General features: G+C 63.2%; 20 protein-coding genes. 6 read left to right on the top strand and 14 right to left on the bottom strand.

Annotated elements, in window-relative coordinates:
* Window positions 1-13: 13 nt before the first annotated feature.
* Window positions 14-655, bottom strand: coding sequence for a LysE family translocator (locus tag ASD31_RS07715; RefSeq protein ID WP_056331588.1), 642 nt, complete (start codon window positions 653-655; stop codon window positions 14-16).
* 231 nt (window positions 656-886) lie between these two features.
* On the opposite strand from ASD31_RS07715, the gene ASD31_RS07710 reads away from it, so the two are divergent.
* Window positions 887-2,083, top strand: coding sequence for a multidrug effflux MFS transporter (locus tag ASD31_RS07710; protein WP_056331587.1), 1,197 nt, complete (start codon window positions 887-889; stop codon window positions 2,081-2,083).
* A gap of 48 nt (window positions 2,084-2,131) precedes the next feature.
* Here ASD31_RS07710 and ASD31_RS07705 read toward each other — a convergent pair whose 3' ends face one another.
* A complete protein-coding gene (locus ASD31_RS07705) occupies window positions 2,132-3,349 on the bottom strand; it encodes an argininosuccinate synthase (protein WP_056331585.1) in 1,218 nt (405 codons plus the stop codon).
* Between the two features lie 178 nt (window positions 3,350-3,527).
* Here ASD31_RS07705 and ASD31_RS07700 point away from each other — a divergent pair, with 178 nt between their 5' ends.
* Complete coding sequence (locus ASD31_RS07700) at window positions 3,528-4,169, top strand: LysE family translocator (protein WP_056331583.1); 642 nt, start codon at window positions 3,528-3,530, stop codon at window positions 4,167-4,169.
* 5 nt (window positions 4,170-4,174) lie between these two features.
* Here ASD31_RS07700 and ASD31_RS07695 read toward each other — a convergent pair whose 3' ends face one another.
* The 9 genes from ASD31_RS07695 to ASD31_RS07655 form a co-directional block, all read right to left on the bottom strand.
* Entirely contained in the window at window positions 4,175-4,969 is a 795-nt protein-coding gene (locus ASD31_RS07695) for an ABC transporter ATP-binding protein (RefSeq protein ID WP_056331581.1), read from the bottom strand.
* Window positions 4,966-5,844, bottom strand: coding sequence for an ABC transporter permease (locus tag ASD31_RS07690; RefSeq protein WP_056331578.1), 879 nt, complete (start codon window positions 5,842-5,844; stop codon window positions 4,966-4,968). Before ASD31_RS07690 ends, ASD31_RS07695 begins: the two co-directional genes overlap by 4 nt.
* 357 nt (window positions 5,845-6,201) lie before the next feature.
* A complete protein-coding gene (locus tag ASD31_RS07685; protein WP_056331576.1) occupies window positions 6,202-7,155 on the bottom strand; it encodes an ABC transporter substrate-binding protein in 954 nt (317 codons plus the stop codon).
* A 92-nt stretch (window positions 7,156-7,247) separates the two neighbouring features.
* The gene (gene rlmN, locus ASD31_RS07680; protein ID WP_056331573.1) at window positions 7,248-8,480 is read right to left on the bottom strand and encodes a 23S rRNA (adenine(2503)-C(2))-methyltransferase RlmN; all 1,233 of its coding nucleotides are present in this window, start codon (window positions 8,478-8,480) and stop codon (window positions 7,248-7,250) included.
* A 280-nt stretch (window positions 8,481-8,760) separates the two neighbouring features.
* Window positions 8,761-9,264 (bottom strand): invasion associated locus B family protein, encoded by a 504-nt coding sequence (locus tag ASD31_RS07675; protein ID WP_056331571.1) that lies wholly within the window; start codon window positions 9,262-9,264, stop codon window positions 8,761-8,763.
* A gap of 401 nt (window positions 9,265-9,665) precedes the next feature.
* A complete protein-coding gene (locus ASD31_RS07670; RefSeq protein WP_056331568.1) occupies window positions 9,666-10,052 on the bottom strand; it encodes a YkvA family protein in 387 nt (128 codons plus the stop codon).
* Between the two features lie 91 nt (window positions 10,053-10,143).
* Entirely contained in the window at window positions 10,144-10,458 is a 315-nt protein-coding gene (locus ASD31_RS07665; RefSeq protein WP_056331566.1) for a 4a-hydroxytetrahydrobiopterin dehydratase, read from the bottom strand.
* A 131-nt stretch (window positions 10,459-10,589) separates the two neighbouring features.
* On the bottom strand, window positions 10,590-11,174 hold the full coding sequence (gene thpR / locus ASD31_RS07660) for an RNA 2',3'-cyclic phosphodiesterase (protein ID WP_056331564.1): 585 nt from the start codon (window positions 11,172-11,174) through the stop codon (window positions 10,590-10,592).
* A gap of 140 nt (window positions 11,175-11,314) precedes the next feature.
* Window positions 11,315-11,956 carry an arylesterase gene (locus tag ASD31_RS07655; RefSeq protein WP_082520475.1) on the bottom strand — a complete coding sequence of 214 codons (642 nt, stop codon included), beginning with the start codon at window positions 11,954-11,956 and terminating at the stop codon, window positions 11,315-11,317.
* A 74-nt stretch (window positions 11,957-12,030) separates the two neighbouring features.
* Here ASD31_RS07655 and ASD31_RS07650 point away from each other — a divergent pair, with 74 nt between their 5' ends.
* From ASD31_RS07650 to ASD31_RS07635, 4 genes are all read left to right on the top strand, one after another.
* Window positions 12,031-12,756, top strand: a complete 726-nt coding sequence (locus tag ASD31_RS07650) for an ABC transporter ATP-binding protein (RefSeq protein WP_056331562.1) — start codon at window positions 12,031-12,033, stop codon at window positions 12,754-12,756.
* On the top strand, window positions 12,753-15,305 hold the full coding sequence (locus ASD31_RS07645) for an ABC transporter permease (protein ID WP_056331560.1): 2,553 nt from the start codon (window positions 12,753-12,755) through the stop codon (window positions 15,303-15,305). The genes ASD31_RS07650 and ASD31_RS07645 overlap by 4 nt, the downstream gene beginning before the upstream one ends.
* Before the next feature lie 219 nt (window positions 15,306-15,524).
* Window positions 15,525-16,268 (top strand): Bax inhibitor-1/YccA family protein, encoded by a 744-nt coding sequence (locus ASD31_RS07640; protein ID WP_056331558.1) that lies wholly within the window; start codon window positions 15,525-15,527, stop codon window positions 16,266-16,268.
* A 135-nt stretch (window positions 16,269-16,403) separates the two neighbouring features.
* Window positions 16,404-16,961: a GNAT family N-acetyltransferase gene (locus tag ASD31_RS07635; protein ID WP_056331556.1), complete on the top strand. Its 558-nt coding sequence runs from the start codon at window positions 16,404-16,406 to the stop codon at window positions 16,959-16,961.
* 25 nt (window positions 16,962-16,986) lie between these two features.
* On the opposite strand, the gene ASD31_RS07630 is transcribed toward ASD31_RS07635, so the two are convergent.
* The 3 genes from ASD31_RS07630 to acnA form a co-directional block, all read right to left on the bottom strand.
* Complete coding sequence (locus tag ASD31_RS07630) at window positions 16,987-17,394, bottom strand: DUF2794 domain-containing protein (RefSeq protein ID WP_056331554.1); 408 nt, start codon at window positions 17,392-17,394, stop codon at window positions 16,987-16,989.
* A 382-nt stretch (window positions 17,395-17,776) separates the two neighbouring features.
* Window positions 17,777-18,550 (bottom strand): DUF1223 domain-containing protein, encoded by a 774-nt coding sequence (locus ASD31_RS07625; RefSeq protein ID WP_056331553.1) that lies wholly within the window; start codon window positions 18,548-18,550, stop codon window positions 17,777-17,779.
* 163 nt (window positions 18,551-18,713) lie between these two features.
* Window positions 18,714-21,404: an aconitate hydratase AcnA gene (gene acnA / locus ASD31_RS07620; protein WP_056331551.1), complete on the bottom strand. Its 2,691-nt coding sequence runs from the start codon at window positions 21,402-21,404 to the stop codon at window positions 18,714-18,716.
* Window positions 21,405-21,457 lie beyond the last annotated feature (53 nt).

Below are 21,457 nucleotides of genomic sequence, written 5' to 3'. Positions count from 1 at the left end.
AGCCTCGCCTGGTTCAAGGCTTCCGCATCCCCAGAAGCCCGGGCGCCGCATGCCAGATGGCCTGTGCCGCAAAGCCCAGGAACAGCAGGCCCGACAGCCGGACGATCGCCAGTTCATGTCGGCGGTAGAAACGCCGCACGAAGGAGGCGCCGATAATGCCGATCAGAATGACATCGGCGACGAGAAAGCCGAGAAAGGACACGCCGAGCAGGGCCGGCAAGGCATGAAAATCCAGCGCGTTGGAGGAGCCGGCCAGGAGCGCGGTGAAGGTGGCCAGCGCCACCGGATAGCCCTTGGGATTGGTCAGGCCGAAGACGAGGCCGCGCCGATAGGGCCGCTCGACACTCAGCAGAGGCCGGTTTTCGCCGCGCGGCCGTGCCCTGAGCGCCGACCAGCCGATCCAGGCAAGATAGAAGCCGCAGAGCAGGCCGAGAATATCGAAGATCGTGCTGCCGATGGTCTTGGCGCCGACGATCGCCACCAGCGCCAGCGCCGACCAGAGCAGGTCGCCGGCCAGATGCCCGCCCATGAACAGGGCGCCGGCCCTGCGGCCCTGACCGGCGCCGATGCCGAGAAGGGCGAGAAAGGCGGGGCCTGGTATGAGCACGTAGAACAGGGCGGCCAGGAAGGCGCCGAAAAGCAGGGTCAGGGACATGGGGTCTCCTTGGATGGGAGGGCCATTCCATCCTGCGCCGCTGATTCCGTCAAGATGCTCAAGTGCCTGCACGGGCATGTCGGGCTGCGCTTGTCGGGGTGTCGCCGCGCTGCTAAGCAGGGATTGCCAATGCCACCGAAGCCGGTCGGTGCGGGCAAGCCCGAAAGGCCTTCGGGAACATCCGCAACAATCGGACCGCGCCGGTTCGCCCGACAGGAAAAGTGCCGCCTGATGACGATCCGGATGAGCGAACGCCGCACCAGCATGCTCGGTGCGCTCCTGGCCACGCTCGGGCCGATCTCCATGTCGCTCTATACGCCGGCCATGCCAGAGCTGGTGCAGGCCTTCGCGACGAGCGAGGCGGCGATCAAGCTGACGCTCTCCTTCTATTTCGCGGGCTTCGCCTTCGCCCAGCTTCTCGCCGGCCCCTTTTCGGATGCCTTCGGCCGTCGCGCGGCGACGATCGTCTTTCTCGGCATCTATCTTGCCGGCAGCCTGCTTTGCGCGGCAGCCGGCAGTGTCGAGATCCTCCTGGCAGGGCGGCTGGTCCAGGGGATCGGTGCCTCCGTCGGCATGACGGTCGCCCGCGCTATCGTGCGCGACCAGTTCGTCGGCGAGGAAAGCACCCGGATCATGAACCTGATCGGCATCATGCTGGCGATCGGCCCGGCCATGGCGCCGACGCTGGGCGGCCTGGCGCTGGCCGCCTTCGGCTGGCAATCGGTGTTCTTCATGATGGTCGGCTTCGGGGTGATCGCCTGCACGGCAACGATGATCTTCATGGCGGAAACCTCGGTGCCGGACCGCGCCCGCGCCTATCCTCGTCCGTTGGCCAGGGCCTATGCGATGCTGGTCTGCGAAAGCCGCTTCGTCTCCGCCGCGCTGGTCATGGCCGGCGCCGTCGGCGCCCTCTATACGCAGGCGATCATGCTACCTTTCATCCTCATCCAGAAGGTCGGCCTTTCGCCGACCGCCTTCGGCGTCGGGATGATCATGCAGTCGGGCGCCTATTTTTCCGGTTCGGTCGCGCTGCGCTTCTTCACACGGCGCTTCGGTGGCGAGCAGGCGGTCCGGCTCGGTCTGCTGTTGATCGGCACGGGCAGCCTGATGATTGTCGTGTCGGCACATTTCATCGCGCCGTTCTTCCTGTCGATCATGCTGCCGGTGGCGGTCTATACATTCGGCATCGCCTTCGTGACGCCGCATATGTCGACGTCGGCAATGTTTCCCTTTCCGCATATTGCCGGCTCGGCTTCGGCGATGCTGGGTTTTATCCAGATGGGGACCGGCTTCCTCGGCGGCGTTCTTGCCGCCTTCATCGGCTCTCCGCTCCTGGCCTTCGGAACAATCATCCCTGCCATGGGGCTGCTCTCGATCCTTGCCTATGTCTGGTTCCAGCATGCGACGGGCCGGCCAGCGGCCGGATAGCAGAAGCCCGCCTCGTCACCGAAGCGGGCTTTCCGAGGTCTCGTGATCTTATTTGTCGCGGTTGCGGGCGGCCAGCGTGCGCAGCCGCAGCGCGTTCAGCTTGATGAAGCCGGCCGCGTCCCTCTGGTCATAGGCGCCCTGGTCGTCTTCGAAGGTCACCAGCTTGTCGGAATAGAGCGATTTTTCGCTCTCGCGCCCGGTGACCATGACATTGCCCTTGTAGAGCTTCAGTGTCACCTCGCCCTCGACGTGGTCCTGGCTCTTGTCGATCAGCGCCTGCAGCATTTCGCGCTCCGGCGAGAACCAGAAGCCGTAATAGATCAGTTCCGCATAGCGCGGCATGATCTCGTCCTTGAGATGTGCTGCACCCCGGTCGAGCGTGATGCTCTCGATGGCGCGGTGGGCGGCAAGCAGGATCGTGCCGCCGGGGGTCTCGTAGATGCCACGCGACTTCATGCCGACGAAGCGGTTTTCCACCAGGTCGAGCCGGCCGATGCCATTGTCGCGGCCAAGCGCATTGAGCGCGGTCAGGATCGAGGCCGGGCTCATTTCCTTGCCGTCGATCGAGACGGCATCACCCTTGCGGAAGCCGATCCTGACGGTGGTCGCCACATCCGGCGCCTCTTCCGGGGAAATGGTGCGCATATAGACATAGTTCGGCGCTTCGACGGCCGGGTCCTCGAGCACCTTGCCCTCGGAGGAGGAGTGCAGGAGATTGGCGTCGACCGAGAAGGGTGCCTCCCCCTTCTTGTCCTTGGCGACCGGAATCTGGTGCTTCTCTGCGAATTCCAGGAGGTCGGTGCGGCTCTTGAACGACCAGTCGCGCCAGGGGGCGATGATCTTGATATCGGGGTTCAGCGCATAGGCCGAAAGCTCGAAACGGACCTGGTCGTTGCCCTTGCCGGTCGCACCATGGGCAATCGCGTCGGCGCCGGTTTCGCGGGCGATATCGATCAGGTGCTTGGAGATCAGTGGCCGGGCGATCGAGGTGCCGAGCAGGTAGACGCCCTCATAGACGGCATTGGCGCGGAACATCGGGAAGACGAAATCCTTCACGAACTCCTCGCGGACATCTTTGATGTAGATTTCCTTGATGCCCATCATCTCGGCCTTCTTGCGGGCCGGCTCGAGCTCTTCGCCCTGGCCGAGATCGGCGGTGAAGGTCACCACTTCGGCGCCCAGCTCCGTCTGCAGCCATTTCAGGATGATCGAGGTGTCGAGACCGCCGGAATAGGCGAGAACGACCTTTTTCACTTGCTTAGCCATTTTGTCTGTCCGTCTTGTGCGAGAAGACGCGGATCCGCGCCGCCAGAAAATTCAGCGGCACTTTTAGCCAGAAAGCTTTCCGATACAAGCGCAAGAACGTCGCAAGTCGGCCAAATCCGCTGGTAAACGTGGTGCTAGAGGAGTATCCAGCTTCTCAGTCCCCACTCGCGAGCAACCCATGGATTTCCTGCCCAGCCTGCCGACGCTTCTCGCCTTCACCGCCGCGACGCTGCTGCTCGCTGCGACGCCGGGCCCGGACATGACGCTGTCGATCAGCCGGGCGCTCTCCCAGGGCAAGGCTGCGGCCTTCTTCATCGTCGTCGGGACGAGCCTCGGCTGCGTCGTGCACACACTGCTCGTCGCCTTCGGGATTTCGGCGCTGATCACCGCATCGCCGACCGCCTTCATGATCCTGAAGACCGGTGGGGCGGCCTATCTGTTCTGGCTGGCGGTTCAGGCGATCCGCTATGGATCGACGCTTTCGGTCAAGAAGGTCGATGACACCGGCGCTTCGGCCATGGCCAATATCTCCACCGGGCTCGGGGTGAACCTGCTCAATCCGAAGGTCATCATCTTCTTCATGACCTTCCTGCCGCAATTCGTCACCGCCCATGATCCGGCAGTGACGCAGAAGCTCCTGTTCCTCGGCTTCTTCTTCATCGTCGCGGCGATGCCGGTTAATATATTGGTGATCCTGACCGCCGACGGGTTGTCCTCATGGCTGCAGCGCAAGAAGAGCGTCATGCGCGCCATCGACTATACGTTCGCCGGCGTCTTCTCGGTCTTTGCGGTGAAAATCCTGTTCACGCAGACGCGCTGACCGGCTCAGCCGATCAGCAGCGCATCGTCGTCCAGCGTCTGGCCGCGGATGCGGCGGAACATGGCGATCAGGTCCTCGACCCCGAGCGACTTGCGGCTGTCGCCCGCCACGTCGAGCACCACTTCGCCGGCATGCAGCATGACCGTGCGGTGGCCGAAATCGAGCGCCTGGCGCATCGAATGGGTCACCATCAGCGCCGTCAGCTTGCGCTCGGAGACAATCTTCTGGGTGAGATTCATGATGAACTCGGCCATGCCCGGATCGAGAGCCGCCGTATGCTCGTCGAGCAGCAGCACCTCGGAGCCGGCAAGCGTCGCCATGACCAGCGAGACCGCCTGACGCTGGCCGCCGGACAGCAGGTCCATGCGGTCCTTCATCCGGCTTTCCAGCCCAAGATTGAGCTCGGCGATCCGTTCGCGGAAATGGGCGCGGCGCTTGGGGCCGAGCGCCGGCGTCAGGCCGCGACTTTCGCCGCGCCGTGCCGCAAGCGCAAGGTTCTCCTCGATCGACAGCGCGCCGCAGCTTCCGGCAAGCGGATCCTGGAAGACGCGGGCAACGAGGCCGGCGCGCGCCGCCGTGCCCTTGCGGGTCACGTCGATATGGCCGATCGTCACCTGGCCGGCGCTCGGCAGCACGTCACCGGCGAGGACGCCCAGCACGGTCGACTTGCCGGCGCCGTTGGAGCCGATGACGGTGACGAAGCTGCCTTCCTCAATGGTCAGGCTGATCCCGTTCAGCGCCTGTTTCTGCAGGGGCGTTCCCTTGCCGAAGACGACCTGGATCGAATCGAGCTTGATCATGCGGCACCTCCGCGGCGCAGGCGGGGAAGGACGAGGGCGACGGTGACCAGCGCCGCCGTGACGAAATTGAGGTCGGAGGCCTGCAGACCGAGCATGTCGGTCGAAAGCGCCAGCTGGATGGCGATGCGGTAGAGGATTGAGCCGAGCACGCAGCCGATCAGCGTGATCAGGATGCCGCGCGTGCCAAGCAGGGTCTCGCCGATGATGACGGCGGCAAGACCGACGACAATGGTGCCGACGCCGGAGGTCACGTCGGCAAAGCCGTTGGTCTGCGCAAACAGCGCGCCGCCAAGGGCGACGAGGGCATTGGAAAGCGCCATGCCGAGATAGATCTGCCGGCTGGTATCGACCCCTTGGGCCCGTGCCATGCGCGCATTGGCGCCGGTCGCGCGCATGGCGAGGCCGGCGTCGCTTTCGAGAAAGCGCCAGACGGCAACAACCGCGATCAGCACAAGGATCGCGACAAACAGCGGCCGGACGTAGAAATCGCGAAGGCCAAGCCCGTAGAAGGGCGAAAGCATGGTGTCGGCATTGATCAGGGCGACATTCGGCTTGCCCATGACGCGCAGGTTCACGGAAAACAGGGCGATCATCGTCAGGATCGAGGCGAGCAGATTGAGAATGCGGAAGCGCACATTGAGAACGGCGGTGACGATGCCGGCTGCGGCACCGGCGATCATCGCCACCCCCGAGGCCAGCCAGGGATTGACGCCGGCGACGATCAGCACGGCGGCAACGGCGGCGCCGAGCGGAAACGAGCCGTCGACGGTCAAGTCGGGGAAATCAAGGACACGAAAGGCAAGAAAGACGCCGATGGCGACGAAGGCATAGACGAGCCCAAGCTCCACCGCTCCCCAGAAGGCAATTTGGCTCACCGCTGTCGGTCCTTTCCTTCAGCCACCGTCCAGATAACGGGGACGCTGTTCATCAGATAACACGAAAGCGCCCGTATCTGGGGCGCTTGCGGGATTGCATATATCGAAGGACCTCCCCAGCCCCTCCTCGCAAGGAGAGAGGAGATGACAGGGGCCGCCGCTCGCATTCTCTTCTCCCCAGCGGGGAGAAGGTGGCCGAAGGCCGGATGAGGGGGCCGAAGGCACCGTTGTTGTGGCTCCGTCTTCGCCGACCCCCTCATCGCCTCGTTTCACTCGGCACTTCTCCGCGCTGGGGAGAAGAGGGATCGCACCGCCCCTTCGCCGTTCGTTGAAGGGTTGGGAAGAAGTCTTGGTCTTTTATTCGATCACGCGGGTGGCGCGGCTGAGAACGCTTTCCGGGAAGGTCACGCCCATCTTGGCGGCGGCGGACTTGTTGATGACCAAGTCGGTGCCGGCCGCGACCTTCACCGGGATATCGCCCGGGTTCTCGCCCTTCAGGATGCGAACGACGATCTCGCCGGTCTGCTTGCCGACATCGCGGTAGTTGAAGCCAAGGGCAGCAAGTGCGCCGCGGGTCACGGAATCCGTATCGGCGGTGAACAGCGGCAGCTTGGCCTCTTCGGCGACGCCGACGGCGGCTTCGAGTGCCGAAATGATCGTGTTGTCGGTGGGGATGTAGATCACATCGGCGCGGCCGACGAGCGCGCGGGCGGCGCCCTGCACTTCGGCCGACTTGGTGGCGGCGGATTCGACGATGGTCAGGCCGGCTTTGTCGGCTTCCGCCTTCAAGACGGCGAGCAGCGACACGGAATTGGCCTCGCCGGAATTGTAGAGATAGCCGATCGACTTCACGTTCGGCAGGATTTCCTTGATCAGCGCCACATGCTCGGCAACCGGCGAGAGGTCGGAAAGGCCGGTGACATTGCCGCCGGGCTTGTCCATGTCCTTGACGAGCTGGGCGCCGAGCGGATCGGACACGGCGGTGAAGACCACCGGGATATCGCGCGTCGAGGAGACGACCGCCTGGGCCGAGGGCGTCGAGATCGGCACGATGACGTCGGGCGCCTCGCCGGCGAACTGGCGGGCGATCTGGGCCGCGGTGGCGGGGTTGCCCTGCGCCGATTCATAGAGGAATTTGAGGTTCTCGCCTTCCTTGTAGCCGGCAGCGGCCAGCGCTTCCTTGACACCGTCGCGGGCCGCATCCAGAGCCGGATGCTCGACGATCGCCGTGACGGCGACGGTGACCTCGTCGGCCCGCGCGGGCAGCGACATCGCAGCGGTTGCTGCAAGAGCGATGAGAAGTGAGCGCATGGGTGTCCTCCTGGATTGATTTCGGGCCTTCTTAGGAAGCCCAAAAGGTTAAATCAATCGAATTGGCGCGCTGTGCGCATCAATTCTGCTGATCAATCCTCGCCGTGATTGGCGATCATCATGGCTTCCAGCGCCATGCGATCGACCTTGCGCATGCGTTCGGAGTCGGATTTCAGCTGGCCGCAGGCGGCGAGAATGTCACGGCCGCGCGGCGTGCGGATCGGCGAGGCATAGCCGGCCGCGTTGATGAAATCGGCAAATTTCTCGATCTCTTCCCATTTCGAACACTGGTAGTTGGTGCCGGGCCAGGGATTGAACGGAATGAGGTTGATCTTGGCCGGAATGCCCTTCAGGAGGCGCACCAGTTCCTTGGCGTCCTCGAGTGTATCATTGACCCCTTCGAGCATCACATATTCGAAGGTGATGCGGCGCGCATTCGACAGGCCCGGATAGGCGCGGCAGGCGGCGAGCAGTTCCTTCAACGGATATTTCTTGTTGATCGGCACCAGCATGTCGCGCAGGTCGTCCTTCACCGCATGCAGCGAGATCGCCAGCATGACGCCGATTTCCTCGCCGGTGCGGATGATCTCAGGGACGATGCCTGAGGTCGAGAGCGTGACGCGGCGCTTGGAGAGCGACAGGCCGTCACCGTCGGTGGCGATCAACAGCGCCGTCTTGACGTTCTCGAAATTGTAGAGCGGCTCGCCCATGCCCATCATCACCATATTGGTGACCTTGCGGCCGTCGTTCGGCACGATGGCGCCGGCCGGCGTGTCGCGGTCGGGGAAGTCGCCCAGCCGGTCACGCGCGAGAAGCAGTTGCGAGAGGATTTCCTCGGCCGTGAGATTGCGCACCAGCTTCTGCGTGCCGGTATGGCAGAAGGAACAGGTCAGCGTGCAGCCGACCTGGCTGGAGACACAAAGCGTGCCGCGGCCTTCCTCGGGAATATAGACGGTCTCGATCTCGACGGGACGGCCGGCGCCACGGGGCGGGAAGCGCAAGAGCCATTTGCGGGTGCCGTCGGTCGAGATCTGTTCCTCGACGATCTCCGGCCGGGCGATGGTGAAATGCTGTTTCAGCATTTCGCGCATGTCCTTGGATACATTGGTCATGTGATCGAAATCGGAAACGCCGCGCACATAGAGCCAGTGCCAGAGCTGGCTCACCCGCATCCTGACCTGGCGTTCCGGAATGCCGGTTTCCACCAGCGCCTTGGCCATATCCTCGCGCGAAAGGCCGATCAGCGTCGGTTTTTCAAGGCCAGGGGCAGGGCGGGCCGGCGCGGTTGCCGGGCGGTCCAGATCAAGTGTTGCAGTCGCGGTCATTCCAGCCATTTCCCATCCTGAGATATGCCGGCACCGTTCAAGCGTTCGCCTGCGCCCGGTGCGGAATATGCTGAGATCAGAGTTCGTCCGCCGCGCCTCAAGGGGTCGTGAACAGGGATCGTCAACGATCCGCGCAGCCTACTTGAGCCGGGCTTTAGCACGGTTTTTGCCCGGCGTCACCCTCCGGCCGGGCAGGGCAGATGTGCAGGCAGGGCGACCGTTCAACGGAAAAAGGCCGGGCAAGCCGGCCTTTCGAAATGTCAGCGGTGGAACGGTCAGCCTACTTGCAGGTCTCGATCTGCTTCAGCGCCGCCGAAATGCCCGACAGCGAATAGGAATAGGAGGTCTGCGTGCCCTTGCGCGATTTGGCGGCGACCGACATGGTCTTGCCGCCCTTCATGGCCGCCACGAGGGCCGGCTCTTCGGCGGCGTTCTCCACCCAGGCCGAATTGCCCTTGGTGAACATCACGAAGTCGCGGTCGTCGATTTTCACCGTGACCTTGGAGCTTTCCTGCAATTGATAGCCCATCATCGCCTGCGGCTCGTAGGAGATGTTCTGGCCGGGGCGCTGCGAAACCAGGAAGAAGATATCGCCGTGATCGACATTGGCGGGGCTCTTCTCCTTCGGAACCGACAGCACATAACAGACCTTGCCGGCACCGGCCTGGTAGGAATAGGCGCCCCAGGCGTTGAACTGCTGGATACGGGTCGGCGATTGTGCCGAAGCGGCGCCGGCAAATGCCAGCACCAGTGCGAGTGCGAGGTTGAGCTTTCTTACAAACATCTTGTCCTGCCGGTTTCTTCGCTGCCGAGGCTTAAAACAGCCTCCGCCGGGCAACGCATGGTCACGATTTGATTTAATTTGACTTAATTCGGGTTACCAAACCGTCAACATTCCCTGAATTCGCTGCCATCCGCTTTATTACGGAACAGATGGTGACGCAAATTCCACCGAAGTTTCAGGCTCGTCGTCACGCGCAGGCCATCCCGATCACTGCTGCGGGAAACCGCGGAATGCCTGATGCCAAGGCCGAATTCGCCCGAGGCGCCACGCCGTTGCATGCACGACGATCGTTTATGCCACAAAGAATCAGGCAAGAATTTGTCCACGCCGAAAAGCCGCCCCGGTCGCGATCGTTGGGGCTCGCGCAACGCAGAGACGCCGGATGGTCATAGTGCGCCTTCTCAGGTCCGGGCGGCCGGGATTTCGCCGCGCAGCACTTCGTCGGCCTTGATATAGTGGCGGTCCTTGATCTGGCCGCTGATGGCGGCGAAAGCGGCGGTCAGCACCGCGATGTCGTCGGAAAAGCCGACCATGGCCAGAAGGTCCGGAACCAGATCGAAGGGCATGACGAAATAGGCGAGCGCGCCGATGAGGATGCCGCGCGTGCGCGTCGGCGTCGCCGGATCCATCGCGCAATAATAGGCGGCGACCACATCGCGGCTGAAGGGCAGCTGACGCATGGCGCGCTTCAGCGTCGGCCAGAAACGGCGCTCCACCTTGCGGGCCTTCGCTTCCTGCTCGCTTTCCTCGCCGGGAAGCAGAATTTCGCCGATCTTCACGTCATCCATGCTGTCGGTTCCCATTTTCATGGAAAATCATATGGTGAGCGCCAGCGAAAATTCAAATATCGTGCCTGGCGACCTTTGAATATTCGCCCGGCTACAGGTGATCCGGCATGCGTCCTGCGGCGGCGCGGTCCATCCGTGCCGCCAGCTTGAAATCCAGCTCGGTAAGGCCGCCGGAATCATGGGTCGTCAGGGTCACGTCCACCTTGTTGTAAACGTTGAACCATTCCGGGTGATGGCCGAATTTCTCGGCGGCAAGCGCGCATTCGCTCATGAAGCCGAAGGCCTCGACGAAGCTCTTGAAGCGGAACGCCTTCCAGATCGACAGGCCGTCCTGCGACAGCACCCAGCCCTCCATTTTCTGAAGGTTGTCGGCAATGGTCTCCGCCGGCAGCTTTTCCTGTTTCATGGCAATATCCCTGTCATTGGCGATTGCAGGAAGACTGCCAGAAATTGCGCCGCCTGTCTTCCTGGTGCGTGTCTCCTTGGCGCTTGTCTTCCTGACGACGACGCCGATTGCGTCAGGCCGTCGGCCAAAGCCTATAGCAGGCCGTTCGAGGAATGTTCATCCAGGGGCAGACCCAGCGAGCGTTCGTAGAGCGGGAAGACTTCCTCGGTCACATAGGGGCCGCCGCCGATGGAATCGCGCGATGACAGGAGCACGAAGCGCGAGACGGTAAAGGGATTGGTGTGAAATCCGCCCCGCCCGGCGAGATAGCCGACCACGTCCTCGACCCGCGATGCGCGCAGCCGGGCCAGCGTCACATGCGGGGTGAATTTGCGGGGATCGGCGGGAAGGCCGAGCCTCTGGCAGATGCGCTCGATTTCCGCCTGCAGGGCGAAAAGCTCCGGCGGAGTGCTGACGCCGGCCCAGACCGAATGGGGTTTCTTGGAGCCGAAGGCGCCGGTGCCGGTGAGGTGCATCTGGAATTCCGGCCGCTCGATCCGGTCGAGCCGCTCGACCACCTCGTCGGCGGTGCGATTGTCGATATCGCCGATGAAACGGAGCGTGATGTGGTAGTTTTCGACATCGATCCAGCGGGCTCCGGGAAGACCGCCGCGCAGCAATGAAAGGCTCATCGCGGCATTGCGCGGAATCTCGAGGGCGGTGAAAAGTCTCGGCATGACGAGCTCCCCGAATCTCTTGGCAGATGCCTCAGCGAATCATGCCTGACACCCGCACGCAATTACAATTTCGCACCTGCCATATTTATCCAATGGCATTAACGAGCCCTGAACGGGGCACGCCTGGCGCCTGGCCGGCGTTATCCGTCGTTCGCGACCGAACCGATGAATTCTTCCGCGACCGGCAGGAACCGCTCGACCATGACGCCGATGCCGTCGCCGTTCGGATGCATTCCGTCCTCGATCTTGAGGGCCGCATCCTCGACGACGCCATCCAGGAAGAACGGATAGAGCGGTATCCCATGGGACTTGGAAAGCTCCGGATAGATCGGATTGAACCGCCCGGCATAGTCGCCGCCCATATTCGGCGGCGCCAGCATGCCCACCAGCAGAACGGCAATGCCGCGGGCCTTGAGCTTGTCGATCATCGCCGTCAGGTTACGGCGGCTTTCCTCCGGGGCGATGCCGCGCAGCGCGTCATTGGCGCCAAGCTCCAGAATGACCCCGTCCGTGCCGTCCGGCACCGACCAGTCGATCCGTGCAAGGCCGCCCGATGTCGTGTCGCCGGACACGCCGGCATTGGCGATGGTCACGTCATGGCCCTTGTCGCGCAGCGCCTTTTCGAGGCGGGTGGGGAAGGCATCCTGCGGCGGCAACTGATAGCCGGCCATTAGGCTGTCGCCCACCGCCACCAGGTTGATCGTCGCCGCATGGCCGGCAAGCGGCAGCGCCAGGAGTACCGTAAACGCCAACAAAAATCCGGCGAAACCTTTTATTCGCATGCCCGCGTCCCTAAATCCGTGCCAGTCCGCCGGTCCGGCATTTTTCCGATATTTGACATATAGGGCAATTTCCTTTGGCAAAAACCATGATCGAACTGAAAAATGCGGATCTGACCCTTGGGCAGGCCGCCGCGTCCGTTCATGTGCTGAAGGGCATGGACCTTGCCATCGAGGCGGGGGAATCGGTCGGCATCGTCGGTCCGTCCGGCTCCGGCAAATCGACCCTCCTGATGGTGCTCGCCGGTCTGGAACGGCTCGACAGCGGCGAGATTACCATCGACGGCACGCCGCTGCACGATTTGAGCGAAGACCGGGTGGCGGAATTTCGCGGCCGCAATATCGGCATCGTCTTCCAGTCCTTCCATCTGATCCCGAACATGACGGCGCTGGAAAACGTCGCGGTGCCGCTCGAGCTTGCCAATGTCGCCAATGCCTTCGAGATCGCCCGGCGCGAACTGGTTTCGGTCGGGCTTGGCGAGCGCCTGTCGCATTATCCCGGCCAGCTTTCCGGCGGCGAGCAGCAGCGCGTGGCGATCGCCCGGGCGCTGGCGCCGGCGCCCAAGCTGCTGATCGCCGACGAGCCCACCGGCAATCTCGATGCCGAAACCGGCAGCCAGGTCGCCGACCTCATCTTTTCCAAGCAGGCCGAGCGCGACATGACGCTGGTTCTCGTCACCCATGATGCGTCGCTCGCCGCGCGCTGCTCGCGCCAGGTGCGCGTCCGCTCCGGCGAGATCGTCTCGGGCGCCATCTCCGATACCGGAAACGATGCTCCGCTGACCAAGGCTGCCTCCGCATGAGGGCCGGTGCCGCCGGTAATTTCAGCCTCGGGCTGGCGCTCCGCCTCGCGCTTCGGGAAATGCGCGGGGGCCTCAAGGGTTTCTATATCTTCCTCGCCTGCGTTGCGCTCGGCACGGCGGCGATTGCCGGCGTCAATTCGCTGTCGCAGTCGATCACTGGTTCGATCGCCAGCCAGGGGCGCGAACTGCTTGCCGCCGATATCCGCTTCGAGCTCAACAACCGTGTCGCGACCGAGGAAGAAAAAGCCTTCATCGGCGGAATGGGAACGGTCGCGGTGTCGTCGGGCCTGCGCTCCATGGCCCGGCTGCCCGATGGATCCAACCAGGCGCTGGTCGAGTTGAAGGCCGTCGATCAGGCCTATCCGCTCTATGGCACGCTCGAAAGCGAGCCATCCGCGCCGCTTGCCAATCTTCTTGCCGAACAGGACGGCGTCTACGGCGCCCTGGCCGCACCTCTCCTCTTGGAGCGGCTGGGTCTTGAGACGGGCGCCGAAATCCTGCTCGGGAACCAGCGCTTTCGCCTGTCCGGGCTTATCGTGCGCGAGCCCGATGCCCTTTCGGAAGGTTTTGGCTTTGCGCCGCGCCTGCTGGTTTCGGATGCGGGGCTTGTCGCCAGTGGCCTGGTGCAGACCGGCAGCCTGGTCGAGCATGCCTACAAGGTGAAGGTCGCCGATCCCGGCACGGTGCCGGCGCTGCGCAAGCAGGCGGAGGAAAAATTCCCGCAGGCCGGATGGTCGATCAGGACTAGCGAGAACGCCGCCCCGGCGCTGACGGCTAATATCACCCGCTTCTCGCAGTTCCTTACGCTTGTCGGCCTCACCGCCCTCATCGTCGGCGGTGTCGGCGTCGCCAATGCGGTGCGCGCTTTCCTCGATTCCAAGCGCGGCGTCATCGCCACCTTCAAATGCGTCGGGGCGCCGGCCGCGATGGTGACGGCCATCTACCTCGTCCAGATCCTTCTGATCGCCTTTATCGGTATCGGCATCGGACTTGTGCTCGGCGCGCTCATTCCCTTTGTTGCCGCCCAATTCCTGGCCGGCATGCTGCCGGTCTCCACCGCCTTCCAGCTATACCCGTCGGCGCTCGGACTTGCCGCGCTGTTCGGCCTTCTGACCTCGCTTGCCTTTGCGATCCTGCCGCTTGGCCATGCCCGCGAAGTGCCGGCAACCGCGCTGTTTCGCGAGCAGAGCTTCGAGCGATCGGCGCTGCCGTCCTGGCCCTATCTGCTGGCGGCCGGCCTTTGCCTGGCAGCGCTTGCCGGCCTTGCGGTGCTGACGGCCTATGACCGGATGATTTCGCTGACCTTTCTCGGCGCCATCGCCTTTTCCTTCGTGGTCCTGCGCGGCGTCGCCATTCTCGTCGCCATGGTTGCCCGCCGGGCGCCGCGCGTGCGCTCGCCGGCGCTCAGGCTCGCCATCGGCAATATCCACCGGCCGGGGGCGCTCACCCCCTCCGTCGTCCTCTCACTCGGCCTTGGGCTGGCGCTTCTCGTCACGCTGGCGCTGATCGACGGCAATCTGCGGCGCGAACTTACCGGCAATTTGCCGGAACGGGCGCCGAATTTCTTCTTCGTGGATATCCAGAGCGCGGAGATCGAAGGGTTTCGCGCGCTGCTGCAGACATCCCTCCCCGAAGGCAAGATCATCGAAGTGCCGATGCTGCGCGGCCGCATTCTTGCCTTCAACGGCGAGGACGTGACGAAGATGAACGTGCCGCGCGGCGGCCAATGGGTGCTGCGCGGTGATCGCGGCATCACCTATGCGAAAAACCGCCCGGAAAATTCGTCCCTCACGGAGGGAAGCTGGTGGGCGCCCGACTACAGCGGCGAGCCGCTGGTCTCCTTCTCCGCCGAGGAGGCCGGAGAGCTGGGGCTGAAGCTCGGCGATACCGTCACCGTCAACGTGCTTGGCCGCAATGTCACCGCGAGGATCGCCAATTTCCGCAAGGTCGAGTGGGAATCGCTGTCGATCAATTTCGTCATGGTCTTTTCGCCCAATACATTCGCCGGCGCGCCGCATGCCTGGATCGCCACTGTGATCGACCCGCAGGCGACGGCAGGCGAGGAAGCGGCCGCGCTGAAGGCGATCACCAACAGCTATCCGACGATCACCAGCGTGCGGGTCAAGGATGCGCTGGATATCGTCAATGTGCTGCTCGGCCAGCTGGCGACGGCGATCCGCGCCGCCGCCGCCGTGGCGCTCATCGCCTCGGTGCTGGTGCTTGCCGGCGCACTTGCGGCCGGCAACCGGGCGCGCACCCATGATGCGGTGATCCTCAAGACGCTCGGCGCCACCCGCTCGACGCTGATCCGCGCCTTCTGCTACGAATATGCCATCCTCGGGCTTTCGACGGCGGTCTTCGCGCTGTTTGCCGGCGGCGTGGCGGCCTGGTTCGTGGTCAGCCGGATCATGACTTTGCCCTCGTCCTTCCTGCCGGACGTGGCACTGACCACCATGGCGGCCGCCCTTGTCGTCACCGTCGGCTTCGGACTTGCCGGCACCTGGCGGGTGCTCGGGCAGAAGGCGGCGCCGGTGCTCAGGGAGCTCTGACGGCGAATTAACCGTTAACGCTAACCCCTGAAAGCCTTGCCAGGCCGGATTTCATGCGATTCCGGGGGCTGGCGCTCTTGTGCAAGCCGTATTTCGACATCATATTCAACGCAGGCATGCTGGAGCCCCGCAGCGGCGCCTGGGTATATCGGCTGGCATCGAACCGTATGCGCCACTGCCCGACACCGTAACTTCACCGGGGCTTGTAAAGAGGAAACAATGGCTGATCTCAGAAACTACCAATCCCGAATGTCGCCTGCCGGCGCGCAGGCCGGGGCCGTGATCGACCAGGGTCTGCGCACCTATATGCTCAAGGTGTACAACCTGATGGCGCTTGGCCTGGCGATCACCGGTATCGCCGCCTTTGCGGCGTTCCAGTTCGCCTTTGCCGACGGACAACTGACCGCATTCGGCCAGGCGATCTATGTAAGCCCGCTGAAATGGGTTGTCATGCTGGCGCCGCTGGCCCTCGTCTTCTACATGAGCTTCCGCATCAATTCGATGAGCGTATCCGCCGCGCAGACCACCTTCTGGGTCTATGCCGGCCTGATGGGTCTCTCCCTGTCGTCGATCTTCATGATCTACACCGGCCAGAGCATCACCCAGACGTTCTTCGTCACGGCCGCATCGTTCGGCGCTCTGTCGCTCTACGGCTACACCACCAAGCGTAGCCTGTCGGGCATGGGTTCGTTCCTGATGATGGGTCTGTTCGGCCTGATCATTGCCTCGATCGTCAACATCTTCCTCGCCTCGTCGGCGCTTGATTTTGCGATCTCGGCTATTGGTGTTCTGATCTTCGCAGGCCTCACCGCTTACGACACGCAGAAGATCAAGGAAATGTACTACGAAGCAGACAGTGCCGAAGCCGCCGGCCGCAAGGCCATCATGGGCGCGCTGACGCTCTATCTCGACTTCATCAACCTGTTCCTGTTCATGCTGCGCTTTCTCGGCAACCGCGAATAGCAGCATCCAGCAGACTTCGGAAAAGGCGGCTTCGGCCGCCTTTTTCATGCGCGCGATCCGAGAATAGTATTTGTCAGGCCGCGACTTGGGATTATGAGATAGGCCAAGCCCGCCCGTTCGAACCAGGTTTCCCCGATGTCGTTCACCCTGCGCAATGCCTCCCTTTCCGATCTTTCCGCCATCACCGCGATCTATAGCGAATCCGTCACCAACGGCATCGCCACCTATGAACTGACGCCGCCCGACGAGGCCGAGATGGCGACGCGGTTTTCAACGATCATCGGCAATGGCTATCCCTATATCGCCGCGGTCAATGCCGACGGCACGCTTCTCGGCTATGCCTATGCCTCAGCCTTCCGCACCCGCGCGGCCTACCGGTTCCTTGTCGAGGATTCGATCTATCTGGCGCCCGAGGCGCGGGGCAAGGGCGTGGGCAGGGCGCTGCTGGCCGAACTGATCCGCCGCTGCACCGAGCTCGGCTTCCGGCAGATGACCGCCGTCATCGGCGGTGCGCATCCGGCCTCCGTGGCGGTTCACCGCTCGGCTGGCTTCGAGCATACCGGGCTGATGAAGGGCACCGGCTTCAAGCACGGCCGCTGGCTCGATACGATCCTCATGCAGCTGCCGCTCGGGCAGGGGCTGGGCACCGATCCGGCCCCCGGCGTCTATCCCGATACGCTCTATCGCGACTGACGGCTACGATTTGGCGAACGAGGCGTCAGGTCTTGATCAGCTTCAGCATCTTGTCAAAGATCTTGAGGACCTGCTGCAGGTCATGGCCGCGCTTCAGGATCGTGCCATGGGTATTGACGACGCTGTAGGCGCCCTGCTTGGCGGCCAGTTTCGGGTTCTTCTCGATCCGGAAAAGCGGAGCCTCGCCTGAGCGCTTGAACACCGAAAAGACCGCCCGGTCGCGCAGGTGGTCCATGGCATAGTCGCGCCATTCGCCGTCGCCGACCATGCGGCCATAGACCCGGAGGATCAGGTCCAGTTCACGGCGGTGGAAGGTAATGGGAAGCTGATCCTGGTCCTTGCCGCGATATTCGTGCAGATGGACGACGACGCTGGACGCTTGCTGCCGTTCGGAACGGGCCTCGCCTTGCGGCAAATCCGGCTGATCAGTCATATCGTATTCCGGCCTTGTATTGTGACAGGACCAAAACAGTTTGCCTGACCTTCGTCGAAAAGCAAGCCGCAAGCCAAGGCTTCGCCCGCAGACTTTTTTCCGCCTGCCGCATTTCAGTCAAACCGGCGCCCCATTTCGACAGGACACTCGCCGCCGCCGGCACCGCTTCTTGTTCTCGCGTGTCGGCTCCGCGCTTCCAAATCCCGACAAAGGGCCAGCGGGGCGCGGCCTGGAGTGTCAGCAAGCCCGTCCGGGCACGGCCGCTCCAGATGCCATGTCGGCAATGCCAGTTGCCGGGACATGGCCGGTTCGGTCCGGCATCTTCGAACCCTCAGCCCCAGCCCCTCGATGCTGCCGGGCCGAACCAGATCCGAAAATGGCCTCAATCGGCCGCCGTGCCGGTGACCACCGCCGCGGCGCCAAGGATCGCTCCGGGGGTTTCGGCGTCCTTCATGGTTTGCAACAGGACCGCGCAGCCGCCGTTCTTGCCCTGGTCGAGGATCGAGGCCGGCAACACAAAGCTGGCCGGCTTGCCGTCCCACATGCCGATCGTCTGGACATCGCGCACCGCATGCCAATAGGCGATCTTCCGGCCGCCATTTTCGCCCTGCTTGACATCGACCATTTGCTCGCGGTCGAAATAGACGACAATGACATTGGCCTTTCCCTTGCCCGCCCCCACCTTGATATCGATCTCGTCGCCGCCGACGCGGGCCTCGACCGGGACGTCAAGTCCCTCGCCGCCATCGGCCATGGCCAGGAGCCGGCTGTTGATACCGGCAAGATCGGCGCCGTTGACATGGCTGCGGCCGTTGAGCACGGCCTGGGGCGTATAGACGCCGTTGCGGCCGAGCATCCGCGCATAGGCATATTGCCGGGCGGTATTGTCCTTGGAGGCGAGCGTGTCGGCCCAGCCGAGATAATTCCAGTAATCGACGTGATAAGCCAGTGCCACGACCTTGCCGTCGTCGATCAGCCGCTTCAGGGCCGCATCGGCCGGCGGACAGGAGGAGCAACCCTGGCTGGTGAACAGTTCCACGACGCCGGTCGGGGCTGCCAGGTCGCGCGCGGTCGCCGGCAGCGCGGCGAGGCCGGAACCGCAGGCGACAAGACCGCAGGCAACAAGGGCGCGGCGGACGATACTGTGTCGGAGCATCGGATTTCCATTCGGAGACGTTGAACGGCGAAGAGATCGCCTGCCTCTTCATACGCCGCCCCTCCTTCAACAGAAAGTCACGTTGGAGTGAGGCGCGGATACAGGGACCGGCATGCAAAAGCCGGGACCATCGCTGGCCCCGGCTTTCGTTTGAGTGCGATGATCAGGCGGCGAGGTCGCGCAGAACCGTCTGCAGGATGCCGCCATTGTTCATGTAGGTCACCTCGTCCAGCGTATCGATGCGGCAGATGAGCGGGATTTCCTTCACCGTGCCGTCGCCATAGGTGATCACGGCGATGCGCTTTTCACGCGGTTGAACGTTGGCAAGGTTTTCGATCGTCACCCGTTCATCGCCCTTGAGGCCGAGCGTTTCCCACATCGTGCCTTCTTCGAAGACGAAGGGCACGACGCCCATGCCGACGAGGTTGGAACGGTGGATACGCTCGAAGGACTGGGCGATCACGGCCTTGACGCCGAGCAGATTGGTGCCCTTGGCCGCCCAGTCGCGCGACGAGCCGTTGCCGTATTCGACACCGGCGAAGACGACCAGCGGAACGCCCTCTTCCTTGTACTTCATGGCGGCGTCGTAGATCGACATCTCTTCCTTCGAAGGATAGTGGATCGTGTAGCCGCCTTCCTTGCCGTTCGGTCCCATCATGTGGTTGCGGATGCGGATATTGGCGAAGGTGCCGCGCATCATCACTTCATGGTTGCCGCGGCGCGTGCCGTACTGGTTGAAGTCGGCAATGCCGACGCCGTGGTCGATGAGATAGGCACCGGCCGGTGAGGCCGCCTTGATCGAACCGGCCGGCGAGATGTGGTCGGTGGTGATCTTGTCGCCGAACAGACCAAGCACGCGGGCGCCCTTGATATCGGAAATGCCCGAGCCGGACTTGCCCATGCCGACGAAATACGGCGGATTCTGCACATAGGTCGAATCGTCGTCCCAGGCATAGGTCTGGCCCGCCGGAATCTGGACGGCCTGCCAGTTTTCGTCGCCCTTGAACACATCGGCATATTTCGCTGCGTAGAGCGCCCGGGTGACGTATTTCAGGATATATTCCTGGATTTCCTGCGAAGTCGGCCAGATATCCTTCAGATAGACCGGCTGGCCATCGCTTCCCGTGCCGAGCGGCTCGCTGGTCAGGTCCTTCCGGACGCTGCCGGCCAGGGCATAGGCCACCACCAGCGGCGGCGAGGCGAGATAGTTCGCCTGGACGTCCGGCGAAATGCGGCCCTCGAAGTTGCGGTTGCCGGAGAGAACGCCGGCGGCAATCAGGCCCTTCTCGTTGATGGTCCTGGAAATCGGCGCCGGCAGCGGGCCGGAATTGCCGATGCAGGTGGTGCAGCCGAAGCCGACGAGGTTGAAGCCGAGCTTGTCGAGATCGACCTGCAGGCCGGATTTCTCCAGATATTCGGCGACGACCTGGCTTCCTGGGGCAAGCGAGGTCTTGACCCAGGGCTTCGACGTCAGGCCCTTGGCGACCGCGTTGCGGGCGAGAAGGCCGGCGGCGATGAGAACGCTCGGGTTCGACGTATTGGTGCAGGAGGTGATGGCGGCAATCGCCACATCGCCGTGACCGATGTCGTAGTCCGCGCCTTCCACGGGGAAGCGCATGTCGAGCTGGCCCGGCTTCTTGTAGTCGTTCTCAAGCGACCCGGCAAAGCCCGTTGCGATGTTTTCCAGCGGGATGCGGCCTTCGGGACGCTTCGGGCCGGCCATGGCCGGGACCACCTGGCCGAGGTCGAGCTCCAGCGTATCGGTGAAGACGAGATCGGCGCCATCATTGTCGCGCCACATGCCTTGCGCCTTGGAATAGGCTTCGACCAGCGAAATGCGCTGCTCTTCGCGGCCGGACATGGTGAGGTACCTGATGGTTTCGGAATCGACCGGGAAAAAGCCGCAGGTCGCGCCGTATTCCGGGCCCATATTGCCGATTGTCGCACGGTCGGCCAGCGTCATGTTATCGAGGCCGGAGCCGAAGAATTCGACGAACTTGGAAACCACGCCCTTCTTGCGCAGCATCTGCACGACCATCAGAACGAGGTCGGTCGCGGTGACGCCTTCCTTCAGCTTGCCGGTCAGCTTGAAGCCGATAACCTCAGGCAGGAGCATGGAAACCGGCTGGCCGAGCATGGCCGCCTCCGCCTCGATGCCGCCGACGCCCCAGCCGAGAACGCCAAGGCCGTTGATCATCGTGGTGTGGCTGTCGGTGCCGACGCAGGTATCCGGATAGGCGATCGTCTCGCCATCCTCTTCCTTGGTCCAGACGGTCTGGCCGAGATATTCGAGATTGACCTGGTGACAGATGCCTGTTCCGGGCGGGACCACGCGGAAATTCTTGAAGGCCTGCTGGCCCCATTTCAGGAAGCGGTAGCGCTCGCCATTGCGCTGGTATTCCAGCTCCACATTGCGGGCAAAGGCGGTGGGCGTGCCGAACTCGTCGACGATCACCGAATGGTCGATGACGAGATCGACCGGCACCAGCGGATTGATCTTTTCAGGATCGCCGCCGAGCGACACCATCGCGTCGCGCATGGCGGCGAGATCGACCACGGCCGGAACGCCGGTGAAATCCTGCATCAGCACGCGGGCCGGGCGATAGGCGATTTCGTTTTCGGCGGTTCCCTTGTTGGTGAGCCAGGCCGCGACATTGAGGATGTCCTGCTTTTTGACCGAGCGGTCATCCTCGTTGCGCAGCAGGTTTTCCAAGAGCACCTTCATCGAATAGGGCAGCTTGGAAACACCGGTGAGGCCGTTCGCCTCCGCTTTCGGCAGGCTGTAATAGACATAGTCCACGCCATTTACCGAAAGCGTGGAACGACAATTGAAACTGTCAAGGGATTTGGACACTGGTTACCCCGTTCCGTTTGATCGCCAAAACTGACGTACGAACGCCCGAACGC

Origin of the sequence: Rhizobium sp. Root482 (genome assembly GCF_001426565.1) — a bacterium.
In the GTDB taxonomy this organism is placed as follows: domain Bacteria; phylum Pseudomonadota; class Alphaproteobacteria; order Rhizobiales; family Rhizobiaceae; genus Pararhizobium.
This window is presented reverse-complemented; position numbering and strand designations above follow the sequence as displayed.

Coding starts and splice junctions, on each gene's coding strand:
- ASD31_RS07675 (WP_056331571.1), bottom strand. CDS start 9,264: ATGTTTGTAAGAAAGCTCAACCTCGCACTCGCACTGGTGCTGGCATTT.
- ASD31_RS07705 (WP_056331585.1), bottom strand. CDS start 3,349: ATGGCTAAGCAAGTGAAAAAGGTCGTTCTCGCCTATTCCGGCGGTCTC.
- ASD31_RS07625 (WP_056331553.1), bottom strand. CDS start 18,550: ATGCTCCGACACAGTATCGTCCGCCGCGCCCTTGTTGCCTGCGGTCTT.
- ASD31_RS07645 (WP_056331560.1), top strand. CDS start 12,753: ATGAGGGCCGGTGCCGCCGGTAATTTCAGCCTCGGGCTGGCGCTCCGC.
- ASD31_RS07635 (WP_056331556.1), top strand. CDS start 16,404: ATGTCGTTCACCCTGCGCAATGCCTCCCTTTCCGATCTTTCCGCCATC.
- ASD31_RS07665 (WP_056331566.1), bottom strand. CDS start 10,458: ATGAAACAGGAAAAGCTGCCGGCGGAGACCATTGCCGACAACCTTCAG.
- ASD31_RS07655 (WP_082520475.1), bottom strand. CDS start 11,956: ATGCGAATAAAAGGTTTCGCCGGATTTTTGTTGGCGTTTACGGTACTC.
- rlmN (WP_056331573.1), bottom strand. CDS start 8,480: ATGACCGCGACTGCAACACTTGATCTGGACCGCCCGGCAACCGCGCCG.
- ASD31_RS07695 (WP_056331581.1), bottom strand. CDS start 4,969: ATGATCAAGCTCGATTCGATCCAGGTCGTCTTCGGCAAGGGAACGCCC.
- ASD31_RS07630 (WP_056331554.1), bottom strand. CDS start 17,394: ATGACTGATCAGCCGGATTTGCCGCAAGGCGAGGCCCGTTCCGAACGG.
- ASD31_RS07700 (WP_056331583.1), top strand. CDS start 3,528: ATGGATTTCCTGCCCAGCCTGCCGACGCTTCTCGCCTTCACCGCCGCG.
- thpR (WP_056331564.1), bottom strand. CDS start 11,174: ATGCCGAGACTTTTCACCGCCCTCGAGATTCCGCGCAATGCCGCGATG.
- ASD31_RS07710 (WP_056331587.1), top strand. CDS start 887: ATGACGATCCGGATGAGCGAACGCCGCACCAGCATGCTCGGTGCGCTC.
- ASD31_RS07670 (WP_056331568.1), bottom strand. CDS start 10,052: ATGGATGACGTGAAGATCGGCGAAATTCTGCTTCCCGGCGAGGAAAGC.
- ASD31_RS07715 (WP_056331588.1), bottom strand. CDS start 655: ATGTCCCTGACCCTGCTTTTCGGCGCCTTCCTGGCCGCCCTGTTCTAC.
- ASD31_RS07640 (WP_056331558.1), top strand. CDS start 15,525: ATGGCTGATCTCAGAAACTACCAATCCCGAATGTCGCCTGCCGGCGCG.
- ASD31_RS07685 (WP_056331576.1), bottom strand. CDS start 7,155: ATGCGCTCACTTCTCATCGCTCTTGCAGCAACCGCTGCGATGTCGCTG.